Origin of the sequence: Rhodoferax sp. (assembly GCF_018780565.1) — a bacterium.
Lineage (GTDB): Bacteria > Pseudomonadota > Gammaproteobacteria > Burkholderiales > Burkholderiaceae_C > Rhodoferax.
In genome coordinates, this window is record NZ_JADMJN010000008.1 from 257,990 (window position 1) to 279,973 (window position 21,984).

The 21,984-nt window shown below is 59.3% G+C and carries 20 protein-coding genes; 17 read left to right on the forward strand and 3 right to left on the reverse strand.

The window, feature by feature from the left end; all coding sequences use genetic code 11:
* Positions 1-73: 73 nt before the first annotated feature.
* From yajC to IV109_RS12985, 4 genes are read left to right on the forward strand one after another with little or no spacing between them, the layout of a single operon-like run.
* Positions 74-406: a preprotein translocase subunit YajC gene (gene yajC / locus IV109_RS12970; protein WP_296697064.1), complete on the forward strand. Its 333-nt coding sequence runs from the start codon at positions 74-76 to the stop codon at positions 404-406.
* A 30-nt stretch (positions 407-436) separates the two neighbouring features.
* Positions 437-2,317, forward strand: a complete 1,881-nt coding sequence (gene secD / locus IV109_RS12975) for a protein translocase subunit SecD (RefSeq protein WP_296697066.1) — start codon at positions 437-439, stop codon at positions 2,315-2,317.
* A gap of 12 nt (positions 2,318-2,329) precedes the next feature.
* Positions 2,330-3,346, forward strand: a complete 1,017-nt coding sequence (gene secF / locus IV109_RS12980) for a protein translocase subunit SecF (RefSeq protein ID WP_296697068.1) — start codon at positions 2,330-2,332, stop codon at positions 3,344-3,346.
* 14 nt (positions 3,347-3,360) lie between these two features.
* Positions 3,361-5,853 carry a DUF1631 family protein gene (locus tag IV109_RS12985; RefSeq protein ID WP_296697070.1) on the forward strand — a complete coding sequence of 831 codons (2,493 nt, stop codon included), beginning with the start codon at positions 3,361-3,363 and terminating at the stop codon, positions 5,851-5,853.
* A 10-nt stretch (positions 5,854-5,863) separates the two neighbouring features.
* Here the strand turns inward: IV109_RS12985 and IV109_RS12990 are convergent, their stop codons facing one another.
* From IV109_RS12990 to IV109_RS13000, 3 genes are all read right to left on the reverse strand, one after another.
* Complete coding sequence (locus IV109_RS12990; RefSeq protein WP_296697072.1) at positions 5,864-6,373, reverse strand: DUF494 family protein; 510 nt, start codon at positions 6,371-6,373, stop codon at positions 5,864-5,866.
* 68 nt (positions 6,374-6,441) lie between these two features.
* The gene (gene dprA / locus IV109_RS12995; protein WP_296697073.1) at positions 6,442-7,659 is read right to left on the reverse strand and encodes a DNA-processing protein DprA; all 1,218 of its coding nucleotides are present in this window, start codon (positions 7,657-7,659) and stop codon (positions 6,442-6,444) included.
* Positions 7,660-7,668: 9 nt separating this feature from the next.
* Entirely contained in the window at positions 7,669-8,889 is a 1,221-nt protein-coding gene (locus IV109_RS13000) for a LysM peptidoglycan-binding domain-containing protein (protein WP_296697074.1), read from the reverse strand.
* Positions 8,890-9,048: 159 nt separating this feature from the next.
* On the opposite strand from IV109_RS13000, the gene def reads away from it, so the two are divergent.
* The 13 genes from def to IV109_RS19105 all read left to right on the forward strand — a co-directional run bounded on the left by def (position 9,049) and on the right by IV109_RS19105 (position 21,974).
* Positions 9,049-9,558, forward strand: coding sequence for a peptide deformylase (def, locus tag IV109_RS13005; RefSeq protein ID WP_296697076.1), 510 nt, complete (start codon positions 9,049-9,051; stop codon positions 9,556-9,558).
* A complete protein-coding gene (gene fmt / locus IV109_RS13010) occupies positions 9,555-10,526 on the forward strand; it encodes a methionyl-tRNA formyltransferase (protein WP_296697078.1) in 972 nt (323 codons plus the stop codon). The genes def and fmt overlap by 4 nt, the downstream gene beginning before the upstream one ends.
* 62 nt (positions 10,527-10,588) lie before the next feature.
* Positions 10,589-11,257: an AzlC family ABC transporter permease gene (locus tag IV109_RS13015; RefSeq protein WP_296697163.1), complete on the forward strand. Its 669-nt coding sequence runs from the start codon at positions 10,589-10,591 to the stop codon at positions 11,255-11,257.
* Entirely contained in the window at positions 11,254-11,604 is a 351-nt protein-coding gene (locus IV109_RS13020; protein ID WP_296697080.1) for an AzlD domain-containing protein, read from the forward strand. Before IV109_RS13015 ends, IV109_RS13020 begins: the two co-directional genes overlap by 4 nt.
* Before the next feature lie 61 nt (positions 11,605-11,665).
* The gene (locus tag IV109_RS13025; protein ID WP_296697084.1) at positions 11,666-12,859 is read left to right on the forward strand and encodes a phosphoglycerate kinase; all 1,194 of its coding nucleotides are present in this window, start codon (positions 11,666-11,668) and stop codon (positions 12,857-12,859) included.
* A 102-nt stretch (positions 12,860-12,961) separates the two neighbouring features.
* Complete coding sequence (locus IV109_RS13030; RefSeq protein WP_296697086.1) at positions 12,962-13,333, forward strand: hypothetical protein; 372 nt, start codon at positions 12,962-12,964, stop codon at positions 13,331-13,333.
* Positions 13,334-13,402: 69 nt separating this feature from the next.
* A complete protein-coding gene (locus IV109_RS13035; RefSeq protein ID WP_296697088.1) occupies positions 13,403-13,789 on the forward strand; it encodes a response regulator in 387 nt (128 codons plus the stop codon).
* Between the two features lie 175 nt (positions 13,790-13,964).
* Positions 13,965-15,425 carry a methyl-accepting chemotaxis protein gene (locus tag IV109_RS13040; protein ID WP_296697089.1) on the forward strand — a complete coding sequence of 487 codons (1,461 nt, stop codon included), beginning with the start codon at positions 13,965-13,967 and terminating at the stop codon, positions 15,423-15,425.
* A gap of 201 nt (positions 15,426-15,626) precedes the next feature.
* Positions 15,627-16,286, forward strand: coding sequence for a hypothetical protein (locus IV109_RS13045; RefSeq protein WP_296697091.1), 660 nt, complete (start codon positions 15,627-15,629; stop codon positions 16,284-16,286).
* Between the two features lie 11 nt (positions 16,287-16,297).
* The gene (locus tag IV109_RS13050) at positions 16,298-16,666 is read left to right on the forward strand and encodes a response regulator (RefSeq protein WP_296697093.1); all 369 of its coding nucleotides are present in this window, start codon (positions 16,298-16,300) and stop codon (positions 16,664-16,666) included.
* A gap of 24 nt (positions 16,667-16,690) precedes the next feature.
* Positions 16,691-16,999, forward strand: coding sequence for an STAS domain-containing protein (locus IV109_RS13055; RefSeq protein ID WP_296697095.1), 309 nt, complete (start codon positions 16,691-16,693; stop codon positions 16,997-16,999).
* A complete protein-coding gene (locus tag IV109_RS13060; RefSeq protein ID WP_296697097.1) occupies positions 16,996-19,215 on the forward strand; it encodes a chemotaxis protein CheA in 2,220 nt (739 codons plus the stop codon). Before IV109_RS13055 ends, IV109_RS13060 begins: the two co-directional genes overlap by 4 nt.
* A 92-nt stretch (positions 19,216-19,307) precedes the next feature.
* On the forward strand, positions 19,308-21,974 hold the full coding sequence (locus IV109_RS19105) for a methyl-accepting chemotaxis protein (protein WP_366834240.1): 2,667 nt from the start codon (positions 19,308-19,310) through the stop codon (positions 21,972-21,974).
* Positions 21,975-21,984: the final 10 nt, after the last annotated feature.

A 21,984-nucleotide genomic window follows, 5' to 3' on the forward strand; every position in this document is an offset into this window, starting at 1 on the left:
CTGTTTTTTGCACAACCATGTGCAGTGAGGCGTGGCGCGCCTTGTTCTTTTGATTAATTATTGTGGAGTTGCCGTGTTCATTTCTTCTGCCTTTGCCCAAACTGCTCCCGCTGCCGCCGCTGGCGGCGAGATGTCGTCACTTCTGACGCAACTGCCGATTTTCGCGGTCATGTTTGCGGTCATGTACTTCGTCATGATCCGGCCCCAGATGAAAAAGCAGAAAGAGCATCGCGCCATGATTGAGGCCCTGGCCAAGGGTGACGAGATTGCCACCGTGGGCGGTGTGCTGGGCAAAGTGACCAAGCTGGGTGATAGCTACGTCAGCATCGAAGTCGCCAATGGTGTGGAGATTCAAATTCAGCGTAGCGCCGTGGTGCAGGTCTTGCCCAAGGGAAGCATTAAGTAAGCCGACTCCTCAAACAGCGAAACCGCGATCATGAATCGTTACCCGATATGGAAGTACGCGATCATCGTGATCGCGCTGATGGTGGGGATTTTGTATACCCTTCCCAATTTTTTTGGTGAAGCGCCTGCGGTGCAGGTGTCTGCGGCCAAAGTTGCCTTCAAGGTCGACAGCAGCACGCAGACGCGTGTTGAAGAGGCTCTTAAGGCGGCGGGCATCGCGGCCGATCTGGTGACCCTGGACGGTACATCCGTCAAGGCACGGTTTGGCAACACAGAGACGCAACTCAAAGCCAAGGACGCAATTCAGAAGGCGCTGGTGCCTGATACCTCCAATCCGGGTTACGTGGTCGCGCTCAACTTGCTTTCGCGGTCCCCGGCATGGCTGACAGCCCTGCACGCTTTCCCCATGTACCTGGGGCTGGACTTGCGCGGCGGCGTGCACTTCATGCTGCAGGTGGACATGCAGGCTGCGCTCACCAAGCGGGCCGAGTCTTTGTCTGGCGACATCCGCACCAGTCTGCGCGAGAAAAATGTGCGCCATAGCGGAATCAGTCGCAATGGACAGACGATCGAGATCCGTTTCCGTGATGCTGCGACGCTGGCAGCGGCCAAGGCCGTGCTCCAGGATCAATTCGTTGATCTCCAATCGGTCGAGCGGCCGGATGGCGCCGAATTCAAGCTGACCGCCTCCATCAAGCCCGAGGCGGCACGCCGGGTTCAGGATCAGTCACTCAAGCAAAACATCACCACCCTGCACAACCGTATCAATGAGCTGGGCGTGGCCGAGCCCGTGATCCAGCAGCAAGGCCTGGATCGCATCGTGGTTCAGTTGCCTGGTGTGCAGGACACTGCCAAGGCCAAGGACATCCTAGGGCGCACCGCGACCCTGGAAGTGCGCATGGTGGACGAAACCGGTGAAGCTCGTGCGGCCGAAAGCGGTGCAGCCGCAGTGCCCTTTGGTTCGGAGCGCTTTCTGGAGCGCAATGGACAGCCGGTTATCGTGAAAAAGCAGGTCATTCTGACCGGTGAAAACCTGACCGACGCCCAGCCCGGATTCGATGGTCAGACCCAGGAGGCCGTGGTTAACCTGACCCTGGATGCCAAGGGTTCACGCATCTTCAGGGATGTGACGCGTGAAAGTATCGGCAAACGCATGGCCATCGTGCTGTTTGAAAAAGGCAAGGGTGAGGTCGTCACGGCGCCCGTGATTCGTTCCGAAATTGGTGGCGGGCGGGTGCAGATCTCCGGACGCATGACCACCGTGGAGGCCAACGATACGGCCCTGTTGCTGCGCGCTGGCTCGCTGGCCGCACCCATGGAAATCATCGAAGAAACCACCATTGGCCCGAGCCTGGGTGCTGAAAACATTGCCAAGGGCTTCAACAGCGTGACCTGGGGCTTTGCCGCCGTGGCGGTGTTCATGTGCCTGTATTACATGCTGTTTGGCATGTTTTCCAGCGTGGCGCTGGCCGTCAACTTGCTGCTGCTGGTGGCCGTGTTATCCATGCTTCAGGCGACCTTGACGCTGCCGGGTATGGCGGCCATGGCCCTGGTGCTGGGCATGGCGATTGACGCCAACGTGCTGATCAATGAGCGGGTGCGTGAAGAACTGCGCAACGGTGCCTCCGCGCAGGCGGCCATCCATGCCGGCTATGACCGGGCCTGGGCCACCATTCTGGACTCCAATGTGACGACGCTGATCGCCGGTCTGGCTTTGCTAGCCTTCGGATCGGGCCCGGTGCGCGGCTTTGCTGTGGTGCACTGTCTGGGCATTTTGACCAGCATGTTCTCCGGCGTGTTCTTCTCGCGCGGACTGGTCAATTTGTGGTACGGTCGTCAAAACAAGCTCAAAAGCGTGTCAATTGGTACGGTTTGGCGTCCTGACTCCGGCACTCAGGTCAAGTCGAACTAAGGGAAGGCATTCATGGAATTTTTTAAAATCCGACGCGACATCCCGTTCATGCGGCATGCGCTCGTGTTCAACCTCGTGTCCTTGGTCACCTTTCTGGCGGCTGTGTTCTTTCTTTTTTCCCGGGGCTTGCATCTGTCGGTCGAGTTCACCGGCGGCACCTTGATGGAAGTCAGCTACTCGCAACCGGCAGACTTGAATTCGGTCCGTGACAGCGTGGCAAAACTTGGCTTCAGTGATGTGCTGGTGCAGAATTTTGGTACCGCGCGTGATGTGATGATCCGTCTACCTGCGCAAAAAGGCGTGAGTTCGGCGCAGCAAAGTGAGAAAGTGCTGGTCGGTCTGTGCTCTGTTGCGAACGGGACGATGCAGGCCGACAGCAAACAGGCCGGCAAGGTAGTTTGCAAGGCCGGGGACCTTGAGCCCATGACCTTGCGTCGGACCGAGTTTGTTGGCCCCCAGGTGGGCGATGAGTTGGCCACCGACGGCCTGAAAGCCCTGGCCTTCGTAGTGGTGGGCATCATGCTTTACTTGGCCATCCGGTTTGAGTGGAAATTCGCCGTGGCAGCCATCATTGCCAATTTGCATGACGTGATCATTATTTTGGGGTTTTTTGCATTTTTCCAGTGGGAGTTCTCGCTCCCGGTGCTGGCGGCTGTGCTGGCCGTGCTGGGTTATTCGGTTAATGAATCGGTGGTGATTTTTGACCGGATTCGCGAGAATTTCCGGCGCTATCGCAAGATGAACAGCCATGAAGTTATCGACAATGCCATCACCTCCACCATCAGTCGCACCATCATTACGCACGGCTGCACACAGCTGATGGTGCTGTCCATGCTCCTGTTTGGCGGTGCCACGCTGCACTACTTTGCTTTGGCACTGACCATTGGTATTCTCTTTGGTATCTATTCCTCGGTGTTCGTGGCGGCCGCCATTGCCATGTGGCTTGGTATCCAGCGTGAAGACCTGATCAAGAGCGCCGCCAAGAAGGAAGAGGATCCAAATGACCCGAACGCTGGTGCCACAGTCTGACTAGAATCTGAGCCATGGCTACCCCTCCCTCTTTTGCGCAGCGCGCACAACTCGCCCAAGAGACGCGCCGTCGTTTCGTGATCGAGGCCGGGCGTGCCATGGTCGAGTTGGGTACGGCGGTGCAGGAGCGCCTGACGGCGCTGATGAATGAAGCCGCCCCTTCGCGTGAAATGCAGACACGCCGCGATGCCTGGACTTTTTACCAGCGCAACCGGGCTGCCTGGCTGGATGGCACCATGCGGGACTGGCAATCAGCATTGAAGCCGCCGGTGGCTGCACCCAAGAAATCATTGGACGCTGGCTTGGAGTTGGTTGGCACCGAGGTGGTCGAGAACAAGATTGTTGCCTCGCGGCTGGTCCTGGGTGTGATGGAAAAGGTCAGCAATGAACTGAATGACCTGCGTTTGCGTATCAGGCATCTGGAAGGTGCGGAAGACCTTGAAGGGTACGACATTCTTCGACCCGAAGTGCTGCTTCTGCTCATGATCGAGCAGTGGGCTACCGTTGGCATGCCTCGCGACGCTTGGCCGCTGGTGAACGATGTGGCGCAAAAGCTCCTGATTGAGCGGCTCACACAGGCGTATGCCAATTGCAACGAATTTTTGATCAAGCAGGGCGTTTTGCCAACCATCGAGTTGAAAGACCGTGTCAAACGGGCGCCGTCTGCGCCAGCCCGAAGTGCTTCACCCCCCGGTTCTCCACCGGGTCAGACGGCTGCTGAAAAGCAGTCCGGCCGCGATTCCGGGCCAGGCGGCTATTACGGAGATGCCGGACCGCAAGGTGGACAAGCTTCGCAGCGATCTGCAGGGGCTTTTGGTGGGCGTCTGGGTTGGGGTAACGAATCAGGAGGTCCATCGCCTTCTGGATCTGCTGAACCGGCAGGCAGTCGGGCTCGCGATTCCGGGCCGGGCGCGCCGATACAAAGCCAGTATCCATCAGAGCGGCACAGCTCGGGTCACAGTTCTGGCTATGGCGGCGCTGCAGACGAAACCCGCATGATGACCTCGGCCACGCCGCTTGCCAGGGCGCGCAGCCGTGCCCTGGGTGTCATGGGTCAGCTCAAGCGCTTGTTGGTGGGCACGGGAGGGGCCAACTTCGAGGCCACGTCCTTTCAGCCGCCGTCGCCAGCACTGGCGGCCGCCATGGCTGTCCGGTCCAGGCCTGACAATCTTGATTCAGGTGCCGGCAGTGTGGTGGATTACAGCCCTGCCGGCATTGCCAGGGTGGCGGGTCAACTGCGCGAGCGGACCACCGAGCTCAAAAACAAGGCCGAGACCAAAAGCGAAAAAGCCACGATCGAGATTGTGGCTTTGATGTTCCAGGCAATTTTGCAGGAAGACCGCATTCCCCCAGGCATTCGGGTGTGGTTTGCGCGTCTTCAGATGCCGGTGCTGCGCGTGGCGCTGGCCGAGCCGGACTTTTTTGGTACCTTGAATCACCCTGCGCGTCAGCTGATTGACCGCATGGGCTCCTGCGTGATGGGTTTTGATGCCAGTGGCATCAATGGCGGGGCGCTGGAGACAGAAATCAAGCGGATTGTTCAGGTGATCGAGCAATATCCGGAAACTGGCAAACGGGTTTACCAGCTGGTCTACGATGAATTCCAGAAGTTTCTGGCGCAGTTTTTGACCGGCAAGGACTCGACCCAAAAGGTCGTGAGTGTGGCCCAGCAGGTAGAGCAAAAAGAAACGTTGACGATCCAGTACACGATCGAAATGCGCAACATGCTCAAGGACATGCCGGTGCGCGAGGAGATCCGTGAGTTTCTTTTCAAGGTCTGGGCCGAGGTGCTGGCTGTTGCGGCGGTGCGAAAAGGTCCGCAGCACGTTGAAACCCTTGGACTCAAGAAATCTGCGACGGACCTGGTCTGGGCCGCCAGCGCCAAACCCAACCGGGTGGACCGTGCCCGCGTGATTCAGGATTTGCCGCAACTGTTGCAAAAGCTGCGTGCCGGCATGACCCTGCTGGGGGTGGCGCCTTCCGAGCAGGAAGCCCATATCAAGACCGTCAGCGACACACTGGCAGATGCCTTCCTGTCCAAGACGCAGGCCATTCCGCCCGAGCAGATTCAGCTCATGGCCAAACGCCTTGCCAACTTGGAAGACTTTGTGAGTGAAGACGGTATGGGCGATTTGCCCCTGGATGCCGAGAGCATTGAAATGATGTTGGGCATTGATGCCTCCACGATCGATGTGGTGGCAGACGGTGGCTCCAAGCCAACAGCGGCGATGCTGGCCTGGGCCCAGGAGTTGCAGTTGGGCTCATGGTTTACGCTGGACCACAATGGACGGGTGGCACAGGTGCAGTTTGTATGGCGCAGCGATCGCAAGCATTTGAACTTGTTTGCCTCGACCGATGGACACAGCTACCTGGTTCAGGCCGGGCGCCTGGCCGCCTACTTGCAGGCGGGCCTGCTGTTGCCGCAGGAAGAAGAGACGCTGACGGTGCGCGCCACGCGCGATGCCTTGTCCAAACTGGCCGCCAATCCAGAGCGATTGCTGGGCTGATGTCCCGATCTCAGTGGGCGAGGCGTTTGATGCTGTCGTCGCACAGTTCGTCGAGCACCAAGGCATCGGGCTCTTCGCCCAGACTCCAGTAAACCATCAGCACGATGATCTTGAGATCGTCCAGGGGCACGGCATCTGCGGGTATGGCCATGGCGCGGTCAATCACGAGCTCGCGCATATGGGCTGGCAGTACGCCAGCGGTTTCAAGAAAGCTGATAAAACCCAAACACTGTGAACCCAGGTGGTCCTGTTCGCTCACCGAGTAGACGCGCATGCTCAGCGGGGACTGATTGATGGTCTTGAGGCCGGGCATTGCGACCGGGCATTCCAGCGCATCAGCTGGCACGGGCTGGCGCAGGCCGCGCGCCGCCAGATTCAGGTCGTTGAGCCAGGTGAGTGCATCTTGAATTTCGTCGGCATCAAAGCCAACCAGGCTCAATTTGCGCTCCAGGTGAGCCGATTCAGGACAGGCATCACCGTGCCAATAATTTTCGTAAACGAAGACAAGCACTTCAAACATGGAGTGCAATATAGCGCAGAAATATGCCACTCAAGGCATCGAGTCGGACTTATCGCTCTATTCGGGCTTTAAGCTTGAGCCACGCGTTGAAACAGGCCCCCGGGCAGTCGTGCGACCAGGCCGTCGAGTTCCAGCCCCATCAACTGCGCCTGCAGGTTGGCCGTATCCACGCCACAGCGTGCTTGCAGGGCGTCCAGACCGACTGGATCGAAGCCCAGCGCATGCAACAGTTCGTCTTCGGCACCCAGCAAGCCCTCTGCCTTCGCATCTCTTGCGTTGTCAGTTACGGATTCAATAGCGCTGCCGACGCTGCTGTCCAGTTTCAATTCTTCCAGGACGTCTTGTGCCGACTCCACCAGTTTGGCCCCTTGTTTGATCAGGGCGTGGCAACCGCGTGCCTGCGTGGAGTGAATGGAGCCCGGAATGGCGAAAACGTCTTTACCCTGGTCTGCCGTCAATCGTGCGGTGATGAGTGAGCCTGACTTCAACGCCGCTTCAATGACCAGGGTGCCCTGTGCCAAGCCTGCAATGATGCGGTTGCGTTTGGGGAAATTTGCGGCCAGGGGTGGCGTACCGAGCGGATACTCGCTCACGATCAGACCGTTTTGGGCAATGCGATGAGCCAGTTCGCGGTGGTCTTTGGGGTACACACGATCAAGCCCGGTGCCAACCACTGCGACGGTTGCAAGTTGGTGGGAGCCAGGCGTCAGGCTGTCCAGCGCACCTTCATGTGCCGCGCCATCCACACCCAGCGCCAGGCCGGACACCACGGTCAAGCCGGCCTGCGCCAGCGCTTTTGAAAAATGCCGCGCGTTGGCAGCGCCTTGCGGTGTCGGATTGCGACTGCCCACCACCGCAATGCTGTGCAGCAGGCTGTTTGCTATTAAATTAGAAGCTGGAGACCCTTGATTTGAAACGGCTTGGTCGTGATTTGATCTGAATTTTCCGGCGCCCAGCAGGTACAGCAACAAGGGCGGGTCCTCCATGGACAGAAGGGATGCGGGGTAATCGGGATCGCCCAGAACCACGATGTGGCGCATGGCGCCTGCTTCTCCTGCTTCCTGTAACCAGGCCCAGGTCAATTCAAGCAAGGCCGCCAGTTCAGGCGGCTCTGCGCGCAGGGCTGCAGCCTGCCCAGCGTGCACCACCTGAAGCAGCGCGGTCGTGGATTGGCTGAACACCGCGTCCGGCAAGCCGAATACCGCCAGCAACTTGCGGGCGCTGGCGTTGCCAACACCTGGCGTGAGTGAAAGACGCAGCCAGGCCGCGAGTTCGTCGCGTTCCACCAGCAGTACTTAGCGTGGATTGACCAGACGGTCGCCTACTTTGGCGCCATCGGTGATTTCCAGCACCAAGGCATAGGAAAGCTTCTCGAAGGTCCGAAACACCATGAGCAGGCCATTGCGCTCATCCGGCAATTTCATTGCGACGCGATTTTCGTCAGTTTTGTCGATGATCCGCGCGCCATCTTTCATGATCGCCAACACGTGGCCGTTCTCAACGCCGTCCCGAGTTCCGCGGTTGATGACCACCACCTGGTTTTGCGCGGCATTCACCACGCCACTGCCGTAAACCGACACAATGCGTGCTTCCACCTTGGCTTGCGGTGCGTGCGGTACATAGCTCAGCAGTTGACGCTCCGGCTCGGGCAACAGGCGGTCACCGACGCGCATCTCTTCCTTGGCCGACACGATATCAATGGTGGCTGGAACGATGTCATTGCGGGCCTTGCCATCCTTGTCGGTAGATGCCTGGACGGACTCGCCACGCACCATCACGGCCTTGCCGACATACTGCGCCTCGTAACCCAGAACCTCACCGGTTCCCGGGTCCTTCAAGGGCGTTGCATTGCGGAAAATCCGGTATTCCTTTTGTTTTTTGCTGGCGTCATCGATGAGCATCGCATCGCCCTGGCCGCGCGCATAAGCACGGTCACCGCGGGCCAGAATCACCCGGCCTTCCTGAGCCGCCGCCACAATCCGGGGTGCCGACTTGAGTCCGTTTTCGTCGACGATCACCGGTTCCGCCAGGAAGGGCTCGATCAGGTGGTTTTTCAGGGTGGGCAGGGCATCGCTGGCCAGGCTTTCATAGCGTGTGCGTGGTGACACCTTGACTGTCTCGGTGGGCGGTGCGTCAGCGGCGGACTGCTTGGTTCGCAAGGTGGCGCGACCCTCTTTTCGTTCCAGGTGCAGCATCTGTCCAGGATAGATGAGGTGGGGGTTCTGAATGTCCTGCAGGTTCATGCCCCACAACTCAGGCCAGCGCCAGGGGTGTTTGAGAAAAACGCCCGAAATAGCCCACAAGGTGTCGCCACGTTTCACCGTATAGGTGTCGGGCGCGTTCGCAGCCAGTTCACTCAAGGCGACGCCGGCCTGCGCGACCTGCGCTGCGGTGGCCTTCTGGCCAGATGTGACCGGATAATTCTGGGCTGCCACAGGGTTTGCAACCAGGGTGCCGGTGAATACCGCCAGGGTGGCTATTGCGACCCTGGACTTTGCCATTATGTGTTTAGTCATATCTTGCTGCGTTACGAGTGCCTGCTGGGCTGATCGAAAATCTTGATAAATCACGCGCGATTTTGCGCTCAAGCCCTTGATTCGGCAACGTTTTCTGGCCCTGACCTGTACCGGACTCGCGAAAAGTAGCGAAAATAACGACATCTTTGAAGAGAATCCATGGCTTTATTACCCATTCTTTGTTTTCCCGATCCCAAATTGCACAAGGTGGCCCAGCCGGTGCAGACGGTGGATGCCCGCGTCAAGACGCTGATTGTGGACATGCTTGCCACCATGTATGACGCCAAAGGCATTGGCCTGGCGGCGACGCAGGTTGATGTGCATGAACGCTTGATCGTGATTGATGTGTCTGAAGAGCGCGACCAGCCCCTGGTGCTCATCAACCCCGAGATCGTCTGGACCAGTGCCGAGACGCACCTGAACGAAGAGGGATGTCTGTCGGTGCCCGGTATTTACGATGGCGTGCAACGCTTCAACGCGATCACGGTCAGGGCGCTGGACGGGGAAGGCAATTCCCGCACCGTTGAGGCGGAGGATCTTTTGGCCGTGTGCATCCAGCATGAGATGGACCATCTGCTGGGCAAGGTGTTTGTCGAGTACCTTTCACCTCTCAAGCGCGACCGGATCAGGAAAAAAATGCTCAAGGCGCAGCGAGAGGACTCGCGTTGAGGGTGATTTTTGCGGGCACGCCTGAATTTGCGCGCGTGGCTCTGGAGCGTCTGCATGCAGCCGGGTTGGAGATTGCACTGGTCCTGACCCAGCCCGACCGCCCCGCCGGTCGGGGCATGAAATTGCAGGCCTCGGCGGTCAAGCAGTTTGCCCTGGACCACGCCATCCCCGTTGCGCAGCCGCGCAGTCTGCGCCTGGATGGCAAATACCCCGAGGACGCCGTCGCGGCGCGCGCGGCCATGGAGGCTGCCAGAGCCGATGCCATGGTCGTGGCCGCCTACGGCCTGATCCTGCCCCAGTGGGTGCTGGACATGCCGATGCAGGGGTGTTTCAACATTCACGCTTCCCTGCTGCCGCGCTGGCGCGGTGCGGCGCCCATTCACCGCGCCATTGAGGCGGGCGATGCCGAGACGGGCGTGACCATCATGCAGATGGACGCGGGGCTGGATACCGGGGACATGCTGCTGGTTGAAAAACTGCCGATTGACGCCAACGACACTACCGCCACCCTGCACGACAAACTGGCGGCCCTGGGTGGCCATCTGATGGTCGAGGCGCTGGAGCTGGCGGCTTGTGGCAGCTTGAAGCCAGTGCCTCAGCCCTCGGAGGGCGTGACTTATGCGTACAAAATCGAGAAACACGAGGCGGCGATTGACTGGACGCAGGATGCCGGGCAGATTGTGCGGCGGGTGCGCGCTTTCAATCCGGCTCCGGGCGCCAGTTCAGAAGTGAGCGGCGAAACCTTGAAAATCTGGGCCGCCAGGATCGGCTCCGGTGCACCGGCTCCCGATGCGGAATTCGGGTCAATTCTGAGTGTGACCCCCGACGGTATTGCGGTGAGTGCTATGAATTCGATAGTTATTATCACCGAGCTGCAGCGCTCTGGCGGCAAACGCCTGGGCGTGGCGGACTTCCTGCGGGGCTTTGATTTGCGTCCCGGCATGGGCTTTAAAAAGCGTGCCAGCTAGTGTTTTTCCTGCCTGGCAACTTCCGGCATCCCGAATTTCGCCAGGGCGCACTGGATTCCTTGATGGTGGCCCCTGGCATCGCCGCCTGGGGCTTGATGACCGGCGTGGCGATGATGAATTCCGGTATGAGCACTTTCGAGGCGCTGCTGATGAGTTTGATCGTCTATGCCGGCAGCTCCCAGTTGGCCGCCATTCCGCTGCTTTCTGCGGGCGCACCGATGTGGGTGGTTTTGGCGACCGGGTTCTGTGTCAACCTGCGCTTCGTGGTCTTCAGCGCTCACATGCGCCCCTACGTAATGCATCTGCCACTCTGGCAGCGGTGCGCCACCGGCTACTTCACGGCGGACCTGAGTTACGTCTTGTTTACCAAGCGGTATCCCCACCACGGCAGCAATGCGGAGCAACTGGGTGCCCAGCAAGCCTATCTGGCGGGAAATTGTGCGGTCAATTGGCTGGCCTGGGTCGGCTTCAGCGTGGTGGGCGTGGTGCTGGCCAATTTGGTGCCAAGCCAATGGGGTCTGGGCTTTGCCGGCATCCTGGCCTTGCTGGGCATTTTGTGTTCCCTGGCATCAAGCCGGCTGCGCCTGATGTCGGCCGGTATTGCGGGGGCTGCTGCGGTGGCGGCCTTTGCCCTTCCCTTCAAGCTCAATATTCTGGTGGCCATTGCCGCGGCCGTCGCCTGCTGCCTGGTGCTTGAAAAAACATCCCTGGGCCATCGGGAGCCTTCATGAGTGAACTGGCCGATTGGCGCACCATCGTCATCATCATCGGGCTGGCATGCATCACGGTGTTGACACGTTCGCTGTTCTTCATCTCCAGCAAACAGTGGAAGCTGCCCCACTGGGCGCAGCGTGGGCTGCAGTATGCGCCGATTGCGGCATTGTCCGCAGTGATCGCGCCAGAGCTGGTGATGACGCAGGGTCACCTGATCAGTGGCTGGCAGGATGCCCGGATTTTTGCCGCGATTGCCGGTGCCGCCTGGTTTTTTCAGCGCAGAGGGGCCGGCCAGGCCGTGCTGGGCACGATTGTGGCGGGCATGGCGGTGTACTTGCCATTGCATTTGCTGCTGGGCTGGTAGCCGGGACGGGTAGCCCGCTTCTACAATCCGGGCAGTCCTATTTCTACCGTCAGGGTTTTTCATGAACGTCATCCGCTTCTCCGACCTGTGCGCCCAAGGCCAAGCCAAGGGCAAACGCGTTTTCATCCGTGCCGATCTCAATGTGCCGCAAGACGACGCGGGCGTCATCACCGAAGACACCCGGATCCGCGCTTCCATTCCCTGCATCCAGATGGCGCTGGATGCTGGCGCCGCCGTGATGGTGACCTCTCATCTGGGGCGTCCGACCGAAGGTGAGTTCAAACCCTCCGACTCCCTGGCGCCGGTTGCCAAGCGGATGGCCGAACTGATGGGTCGCGAGGTGCCGCTGCTGGCCAACTGGGTGGACGGCGTCCAGGTGCAGCCCGGCCAGTTGGTGCTGCTGGAGAACTGCCGCGTCAACAAAGGCGAGAAGAAAAACAGCGAAGACTTGGCTAAAAAAATGGCCGCCCTTTGCGACATTTTTGTGCACGATGCCTTTGGTACTGCGCACCGCGCCGAAGCCTCCACCTACGGCATCGCCCAGTTTGCCAGGGTTGCCTGTGCAGGTCCCCTGCTGGCGGCTGAAATGGATGCGATCACCCTGGCCCTGGCCAATCCGAAGCGTCCGCTGGTCGCGATCGTGGCGGGCTCCAAAGTTTCCACCAAATTGACCATCCTCAAGAGTCTGTCCAGCAAGGTGGACCAGTTGATCGTTGGCGGCGGCATCGCCAATACCTTCATGCTGGCGGCCGGCCTGAAGATTGGCAAAAGCCTGGCTGAGCCCGATTTGCTGGCCGATGCCCGGGCGGTGATCGAGTCCATGAAGGCCCGTGGTGCCGACGTGCCGATTCCGGTCGACGTGGTGACTGCCAAGACTTTTTCCGCTGACGCTGTAGCCACGGTCAAGGCCGCTACGGACGTGGCGGACGACGATCTGATTCTGGACATCGGGCCCAAGACGGCCGCCGCTCTGGCCGAGAAGCTCAAGTCGGCCGGCACGATTGTCTGGAACGGTCCGGTCGGCGTGTTTGAATTCGCGGCGTTCGAGAACGGTACCCAAGTCATTGCCCACGCCATCGCCGAATCCAGCGCATTTTCTATCGCAGGCGGTGGCGACACCCTGGCCGCCATTGCCAAATATGGCATCGAGAAGCAGGTGAGCTACATTTCGACGGGGGGTGGCGCATTTCTGGAAGTGCTTGAAGGCAAGACTCTGCCGGCCTTTGATATATTGACGCGTCGTGCCGCAGCATGATCGCCGAGGCATCCGAATGTCTTTGCGGGATGCCGGTTTATCGCTTAAAGTAATTGCGCTCTGTGCGAAAGTGCTCGGCCCATGAATTTACAGGTTGCAAATATGACTTCAAGTGAAGCGAGCTCTTCGAACCAATATCTGGCTCTTGACATTGGCATGGCCATGATGGGCTCGGAATCATCCTTGCGGAAAATTCTGAAAACCGTCGAAACCAGCCTCTCCGCCAATATTCCGGAAATCTGGAAGGCCCTGGAAGAGGACAACATTGCCGTGGCCAATCGCCTGTTGCATGGCATCAAGGGGTATGTGCCCATTTTCTGCACAGAGCCGCTGGTTGATCAGGTGACCCAAACCGAGGTCCTGAGCAAAACCGAGCCCGCTGCCGCCGTCAAGCCGCTGTTTGCCTTGCTGGCGCCCAAGCTCGAAAGCTTGCTTGTGGAAATTCGTGCCTATGTGGCGCAAGGGCCGGCTTAGAACCCCCGGTCGTCAATTTGGGTGGCAGATCGATAATTATTGGACCGTTCAGGTATACAGGTTGTTCATATGAAAGTTGCAGGCGCCAGGGTGTTGATTGTTGAGGATGACGCAGTCATGCGCACCTTCATGGAGAACTCGCTGCGGCGCATGGGTATTCATTCGATTGAAACCTGCGTCGATGGCTTGAGTGCGTTGACGTTGCTGGCCAAGTTCAAGCCGGACCTCATCCTGACCGATGTCCACATGCAGCCCATGGGAGGGCTGGAGTTTGTCAAGAAATTGCGCTCTGCCTCCAATGCGGCCGTCAAGAACATCAAGGTCATCTTCATGAGTGCCGACGCCAGTGCTGAAACCATTGGCGAGGCCTTGCCTTTGGGCATCCTGGGGTACATCGTCAAGCCACCGAGGCTCGAAGCCCTGAGGGCCAAGATGGAGCAGGCCCTGGGTTCATGAGTCTCTGAGTGTCCTGGACTTTTCCGCCTGCTTCTTGAAGAGAAGTTCAGGGCGCCTGATGACTGACAACAACGTTTGGAAAAACACAGTGGCTAAAGATTCATCCAGCAAAGGCGATAGCGGATTTTTCAGACCAGGGGTTAATCTGATGTCGCACATCAGGACTGGCGCAAAAATGCTGTTTCTTCTGTTGGGCTTGCTGATCCCGCTCATTTTTTTTGCCGCCCAGTTTGTGATGACCCTGGCCGATGAGTCCCGCCTCGTGGCTGTGCTCGGGATGGTGGCAGGTCTCCTGCTTTACGCGTACCTGGGGTACAGCATTTACCTGGGCGCCCAGCGGATATCCGACCAGCTGGTGCGCGGTGTTCAAGCGGCGGGCAAGGGAGATCTTTCCATGCATTTGACGCACAAGCAAAAGGGCACCTGGGGCGAGATTGGCTACGAATTTGAGCGCACGCTGGGTAGGCTGTCCGATATCGTGGGCAACGTCCGCAGTGCATCCGTCATGCTTGGGGAAACCGGTCGCGGGCTGGTGCAGGACACGCGTTCCCTGTCAGAGCGGGCGCAAGAGCAGGGCGCCAGCCTGCAGCAGACCGCCACGCACGTTCGTCGCGTGAGCGAAACGGTGGCCAAAAATGCCGATGCCTCGCAGGAAATCAGTCTGATGACCAGCAGCATTCACAAGGAAGCTGAATCTGCCGGACAGTTGATGCAAAAAGCGGTGCAGAGCATGGGCCCCCTGCAGGCAGCCTCCGGGCGCATGAACGAAATCATTGGCACCATCGACAGCATTGCGTTCCAAACCAATATCCTGGCGCTCAATGCCGCAGTCGAGGCTGCCCGGGCGGGTGAGCAGGGGCGTGGATTTGCCGTTGTGGCGGCCGAAGTCCGCAACCTGGCCAAACGCAGCCAGGAGGCCGCGGGCGAGGTCCGGGGCTTGATTGCGGAATCCTCCACCCATGTGGCCACTTCGGTCAGCGAAATTGATCAGGTCAGCGAGTTGATGGCAAGCCTGGTGACCGGCATTCGGGAAATTGCCATGAATATTACCGTCATGGCCGAAGGCAGCGCATCGCAAAGCTCTGCGCTGGAAGAGGTGGTGAATGCGGTCGGCGACCTCGACACCCTCACCCAGGAAAACACCACGCTGGTGGCGCAGGCATCCGAAAAATCCGACAAGTTGATCAATCAGGCCTTTGACCTGGAAAATGCGGTCAGCTTCATTCGCCTACGCCAGGGCTCGGCCGAGGAGGCCCGACAGATGGCGGTCGATGCCGTGTTGCATGCCCACGATGTGGGGTTTGAAAAGGCCATCGCTGATTTTCACGACCCGCAAGGCAAGTTCATTGACCGCGACCTCTACATTTTTGCTTTCAACCGCAATGGCGTCTACAAGGCTTTCGGCGGTGCACCAGAACGCGTTGGCCGGCGTCTGGAGGAGACACCGGGTCTTGATGGGCGTCGGTTGCTGGCCGATGCGTGGGCTGCGTGTGATGCCGGCGCGGGTTGGGTAACCTATGACTTTGTCAACAAGTTCTCCGGCGAGATTCAGTCCAAATCGTCCTATGTGGTTCCTGTCGACAAGGATCACTTGCTTGGCTGTGGAACCTATCTCAATGACGACATCCAGGCCTGAGGCGCGGGGCAGCTGAAGCTCCTCCCTTGCCTAGTTCGGTGTCAATCCTGCCGAACATCCGTACTCTCAGGTGTTTTTCTGGCTGCGCTCAGGTATATACCTGATAGCGCGTGTGGTTTCTATCTCCTAAAGTTCAACTCATGTCGCAGCATGATCCTGACATGTTGACTCGCAACAATGAGATCTTCCTGAGGGGGGTTAATGTCCATCGCTTCACCGTCGGCTGATTCGCCCGATATTTCGTCGTCCTTGCTCGCCTTATGCGCCGGCGTTTTACCCGTTTGGGAGCGCCATCTTGCAACCTCGCGCGTCCAGTCTGAAGGGGCGGTCACTGAAATGCTGCAGGCCTTTGCCGAGATTGGGCCGCATCTGGACCGGGCGGCGAGACAGTCCCAGCAAATTACCGATGCACTCGCCCAGGCCGATGGCGGCATGACCGGTCTGGTCGCAGCGTGCGAGCGGGAACTGCGGCCCCTCACACAAGACGCCCATCTGCCTCCCGCCTCAGCCGCTGCCATTTGGCGCGTCATCGGGCTCATCCGGAAATCGGTGGATGCGCTGGAGCAGGTTGCCAAGCCGTTTTCCCATGAAACCAAGATGGTGGAAGTCCAGGTTGAACGCATGTATGTGGGTTTTCAGTACCAGGACCGGGTAAGCCAGATGATGGCCTTGCTGCAAGGTGACATCACGCGGCTCCAGCAAGCGTTGACAAATCCTGAGGGCAGCAAGGATGATGTGGCTCTGGATGCCTGGCTGGCCCGGCTCGAATCGCAGTACGCTATGGAAGAACAACGCAAGGACCACAACCAGGGTGGACCTGCGGGTGACAGTGGCGACAGCAAGGAAATGACTTTTTTTTGACAAGGTGAAACATGGGACAGACCATATTGGTGATTGACGACTCGGCAAGCCTGCGCACAGTGGTGGCGATGGCCTTGCAGGGAGCCGGGTATGAAGTGATTCAGGCCGGGGACGGGAAAGCCGCGCTGGCTCTGCTGGACGGTCGAAAGATTGGCATGGCCATATGCGATGTCAATATGCCGGTGATGAATGGGATCGAATTTGTCAAAGCGGCCAAAAATCTGCCGGCTTACCGGTTTTTGCCGATCCTGATGCTCACGACCGAGAGCCAGGAGTCCAAGAAAGAAGAAGGCAAGGCGGCGGGCGCCAAAGCCTGGATGGTCAAACCTTTCTCGCCGTCCTCTTTGCTGAATGCAGTTTCCAAGCTCTGTCTTCCCTGATACCCCTACCACCGGGACCCTGAAATGACCACACCATTTGAGTTGCCTGCCGAGTTGACTATTTACAGTGCCCTCGAAACCCGAGATACCTTGCTGGCATGGGCAACCGAGCAAAGTGCCCAATCGAAGGGTCATCTGGAGCTGTCTGCGCGACAGGTCAGCGAGGTGGATGGTGCGGGTCTGCAATTGCTCGCGGCCCTTTCCAATATGGATCTGGCCTGGCATCTGGTCGATACCAGCACGGCCTTCACCGAAGCCTGTCGCACCATGGGTCTGGGCCATTGGCTGGACAAGCGCTACTTGAAGTCTGACGCTGCAGGGGCAACAACATGAGCTATTCAAGCAACGATGCTGACCAGGACTTTATCGCCGCCGCGCTGCCGGCGTTCATCAGTGAGGCTGTCGAACAGACTGAGGCCATTGAGATGCTGCTGCTGGAGCTTGAAGAGCATCCCGATGACCGCGAGATGCTTGACTCCCTCTTTCGCTGTGCCCACACCGTCAAGGGTTCGGCCGGCATCTTCGGGCTTACCAAGGTGGTGGAATTCACGCACCATGTCGAGACCCTGCTGGATCAAATGCGCGAAGGACTTGTCGTCCTGGGGCCCGCTTTAAGCACCCTCTTGCTCAAATGCAATGACAAGATCAAGTTCCTGGTGGCCACAGCCACGGATGACGAGGCGGATACGCCGCAGGAAAAAGAGGAGCGTGCCGATCTGGTGATCCAGCTGCGCGCGCTGACCGAGGGACAGGCGGAGCCAGCCGAGCCTGAGATGGAATCAGAGCCAACCAGCTCAACCCCTGCCAGCGATGCCACCCGGTGGACCATATCGGCCCGCTTTGGTCCGGAAACCTTTCGCAATGGCATGGACCCGCTCTCGATTGCCCGCTACCTGGGCGGTATGGGCACGGTGCTGGCGATGCGCTGCAGCATCGAGGCCGTCCCCTCGCTGGTGAATCTCAACCCCGAGACCTGCTACCTGAGTTTTGGCATGGAACTGGAATCGACCGCCAGCCGCGAAGACGTGGTGGGAGCCTTCAGCTTTGTGGCTGACGATTGCGAGCTTGATGTCATTGCGCCTGAGACGCCCGGTCAAAAACTGGCGCGCCAGATCGAAGAAATGCCGGAGACACCGCGACTGGGTGACCTGCTGGTGTCTGTGGGTGCTGTCACGCAGGACCGTCTGGCGGAGGTCCTGAGCACCCAGCAACAAAGCCGCGGTATGCCCGCAGTCGCCAAGCCCAAGCTGGGCGACCTGCTGGAAACGCAGGCCGGTGTGGCACCTGAAGTGGTGGAAGCCGCGCTGGGCAAGCAGCAGAAATTGCGCGAGACCGGCACGGGCGAAGAGGGGCGTTACATCCGTGTGCAGGCGGACCGGCTCGATGCCGTCATCAACCTGCTGGGCGAGTTGGTGATCGCCGGTGCTGGCGCCACCCTGTTGGCACGTGAAACGCGTGAAGTGAGCCTGATCGAAGCCAACCTGTACATGAACAGCCTGATCGAAGAAATTCGCAACGGCACGCTGGGCTTGCGCATGGTGCCTGTGGGTGAAACCTTCAGCCGCTTCCGTCGTGTCGTGCGCGACACGGCCTCCAGTCTGGGCAAGGAAGTGAATTTCGAAATCATCGGTGGCGAGGCAGAACTCGACAAATCCATGGTCGAGAAAATTGCCGATCCCCTGATGCATCTGGTGCGCAATTCGCTGGACCACGGTCTGGAGCCGCCACAAGAGCGCATTGCGGCAGGCAAGTCCGCAGCCGGGACACTGATTTTGAGTGCCAAGCATGAGACCGGTGCGATATTGATTCGCATTGAAGACGATGGTCGGGGTATCAACCGTGATCGGGTTCTGCAGCGCGCCTGGAACCGCGGCCTGGTGCCGCAGGGCGTGGTGCCCAGTGACGATGCGATCAATATGCTGATTTTCGAGCCCGGATTCTCGACTGCCGAGCAGGTCACCAACCTGTCAGGCCGGGGTGTGGGCATGGACGTGGTGCGTCGCAATATTGAAGCCTTGCGCGGTACGCTCAAACTCAACAGCGTTCCCGGCCAAGGCCTGCAGGTTGACATTCGCCTGCCGCTGACCCTGGCCATCATTGATGGATTTCTGGTCGGGGTGGGCAACTCCAAGTTCGTGCTTCCACTGGAGTCAGTGGTGGAAGTCATTGAATCGGGTGGGCAGCACATCAAGGTGGACGCTACCGGGCGGCATTGTCTGGAGTTGCGCGGCGCCGTGTTGCCGGTGGTGCGTTTGCGCACCTTGTACAGCGTCGAGTCCAGCCACACCGAGCGCGTCAGTGTGGTGGTGGTCAACTCCCAGCGTGGCCAGTACGGCATAGAAGTCGAGGTTCTGCTGGGGCAACAGCAGACCGTCATCAAACCCCTGGGGCGCCTGTTTAAAACCTTGCGTGGCATTTCAGGCTCCAGCATCCTGGGTAGCGGCGAGGTGGCACTGATTCTGGACGTAGCCTCATTGGGGGATCTGGTGACGGGTGAGGCCGCTATCACACGTTCGCCCGGGACGGTTTCAGCGCTCGCGCCACCGTGAGTCCGTACCTTGGCTGATCGTCTAGGTCTGTTTTCCTTGGCAATCGTTTCCAGCGCATCAATCAAAAGGGGTCACGTGTGAATCTTACGAATATGAAAATCGGTACCAGGCTGTCCATGCTGATTGGTCTGCTGGCACTTCTATTGGTGCTCATTGGCGGCGTCGGCCTGTACGGCATCAGCAGATCGAATGAAACCGGATATCACCTCTACGAAGCCAACGAACACACGGGCAAGGTGGCCGAAATTCAACGCCTGCTGTTGCGCAATCGCCTGGCGCTTGCCGTGGCGCTCATCACCCCGACGCCAGAGGTGATCAAGTCCACAACCAGTGAGGTGGAAACCAATATTGCAGCTATCACCAGGATTTGGGAGGCCTTCATGGGGGGCTCGCTGGAGCCCGATGAGGCCTTGATTGCCAAAGACTTTGCGGCGAACCGGAAATTGTTTGTACAGGAGGGCTTGCTTAAAGTCGTTGCCGCGCTGCGTGCCAACGACATCAAGGAGGCCAATCGCCTGGTTGTTGACAAGGTGCGCCCGCTCTACACGCCGGTTGGGAAAAATATTGACGCATTGTTAAAACATCAGCTCGACTCGGGCAAGCTTGAATACGAGGCCTCGGTGGCCCGCTATGAATTCATCCGCATGCTGTCCATCGCGGCCATTGGCGGTGGTCTGCTGTTTGCCGCATTGTTCGGCATGTTTCTGGTGCGCGGCATCACACGCCCCCTGGCACGCGCGGTCTCGGTGGCCCAGTCGCTGGGCGCAGGCCGCTATGACGACGAAATTGGTCAACCCACGAAGGACGAAACCGGCCAGTTGCTGGCCGCCATGGCCCAAACCCAGGTGGCCCTGCGCGCTGCCGCGAGCACTGCGGAGTTCAACGAACGCATGCGCATTGCACTGGAAGGGGTGGACAGCAATGTCATGATTGCCGATGCAGGCAACAACGTCATCTTCATGAACCGTGCGGTGCATGCCATGATGTCCAACGCCGAAAGCGATATCCGCAAGGATCTGCCCAACTTCCAGACCAGCAAGGTGATGGGCAGCAACATCGACATCTTCCACAAGAACCCGGCGCACCAGCGCGACATGCTGTCCAAGCTGCGCGACACCTACCGCACCCAGATCAAGGTGGGTGTACGAATCTTTGGCCTGATCGCAACCCCCGTCATTGATGCCAAGGGCCAACGCTTGGGAACGATTGTGGAGTGGCAAGACAAGACCGCCAGCATCGCCGCCCGCGATGCCGAGCTCAAGCTCATGAGCGAAAACACCCGTATCCGCAATGCGCTGGACAAGTGCACCACCAATGTGATGATTGCGGATGTCGATCTCAACATCATTTACATGAACGAAACGGTGACAGCGATGATGCAGCGCAACGAAGCCGAGTTGCGCAAGGTCTTGCCGCAGTTCGATGCGCGCAACCTCATTGGCCGGAACATTGATGTATTCCACAAAAATCCGTCACATCAACGCGGTCTGCTGTCAGCACTCAAGACCAGCTACCGCACCCAGATTCAGGTTGGAAACCTGTACTTTGGCCTGATTGCCAATCCGGTGCTCGATGCACAAGGCAACCGCCTGGGAAGCGTGGTGGAGTGGGCCGATCGCACCGCCGAAGTGGGTGTTGAAAGAGAAGTTGCCGGCATTGTCGAAGCGGCCGCCCAGGGCGATTTTGGCCAGCGCCTGGGACTTGACGGCAAAACCGGCTTCTTCGCCAACCTGTCCACCGGCATGAACCAGCTGCTGGACACCAGCGAGCAAGGCTTGAGTGACGTGGCCGATGTGTTGGCAGCCTTTGCCGAAGGCGACCTCACCAAGCGCATCGAGCGCGATTACGCCGGCCTGTTTGGCAAAGTCAAGGACAGTGCCAACTCCACCGCTGACAACCTGGCCCGTGTCATGGGCGAAGTGCGCGCCGCAGCCGATGCCCTGACCGGTGCTGCCAACCAGGTGTCAGCCACGGCGCAATCCTTGTCGCAAGCCGCCAGCGAACAAGCGGCCAGCGTCGAACAAACCACGGCCTCGATCGATGTGATGTCGGCCTCCATCAGCCAGAACAGCGACAACGCCCGGGTGACCGACGGCATGGCCACCAAAGCCAGCAAGGAAGCCACCGATGGCGGCAGCGCCGTCAGCCAGACCGTCACCGCCATGAAGCAGATCGCCGCCAAGATCGGCATCGTGGACGACATCGCCTACCAGACCAACCTGCTGGCCTTGAATGCGGCGATTGAAGCGGCCCGCGCGGGCGAACACGGCAAAGGCTTTGCGGTGGTAGCCGCTGAAGTGCGCAAGCTGGCTGAGCGCAGCCAGGAAGCGGCCAAAGAGATCGGTGACCTGGCAGGCAACAGCGTATCCACCGCCGAGCGTGCGGGCAAACTGCTCGATGAGATCGTGCCCAGCATCCAGAAGACCTCGGAGCTGGTGCAGGAGATCGCTGCGGCCAGCGCCGAGCAAAGCGAATCGGTGGTGCAAATTGGCGGGGCCATGGGGCAACTCAGCAAGGCCACGCAACAAAACGCCTCGGCCTCGGAAGAGCTTGCGGCCACCAGCGAAGAGCTGTCGGGGCAGGCCGAGCAGCTGCAGCAAAGCATCGCGTTTTTCAACATTGGCGATGACGCACCCCGGGTGCGCAGCCGCCACGCTGAACTGGGAGCGCCCGAGCGGCGCGGTGCCTCACCGCGACTGAGTGCGCCGCTCAAGGCTGCCGCGGTACGCGGGGGTGGGTCCAACTTCAAACCCTATTGAGTTAAGGCAA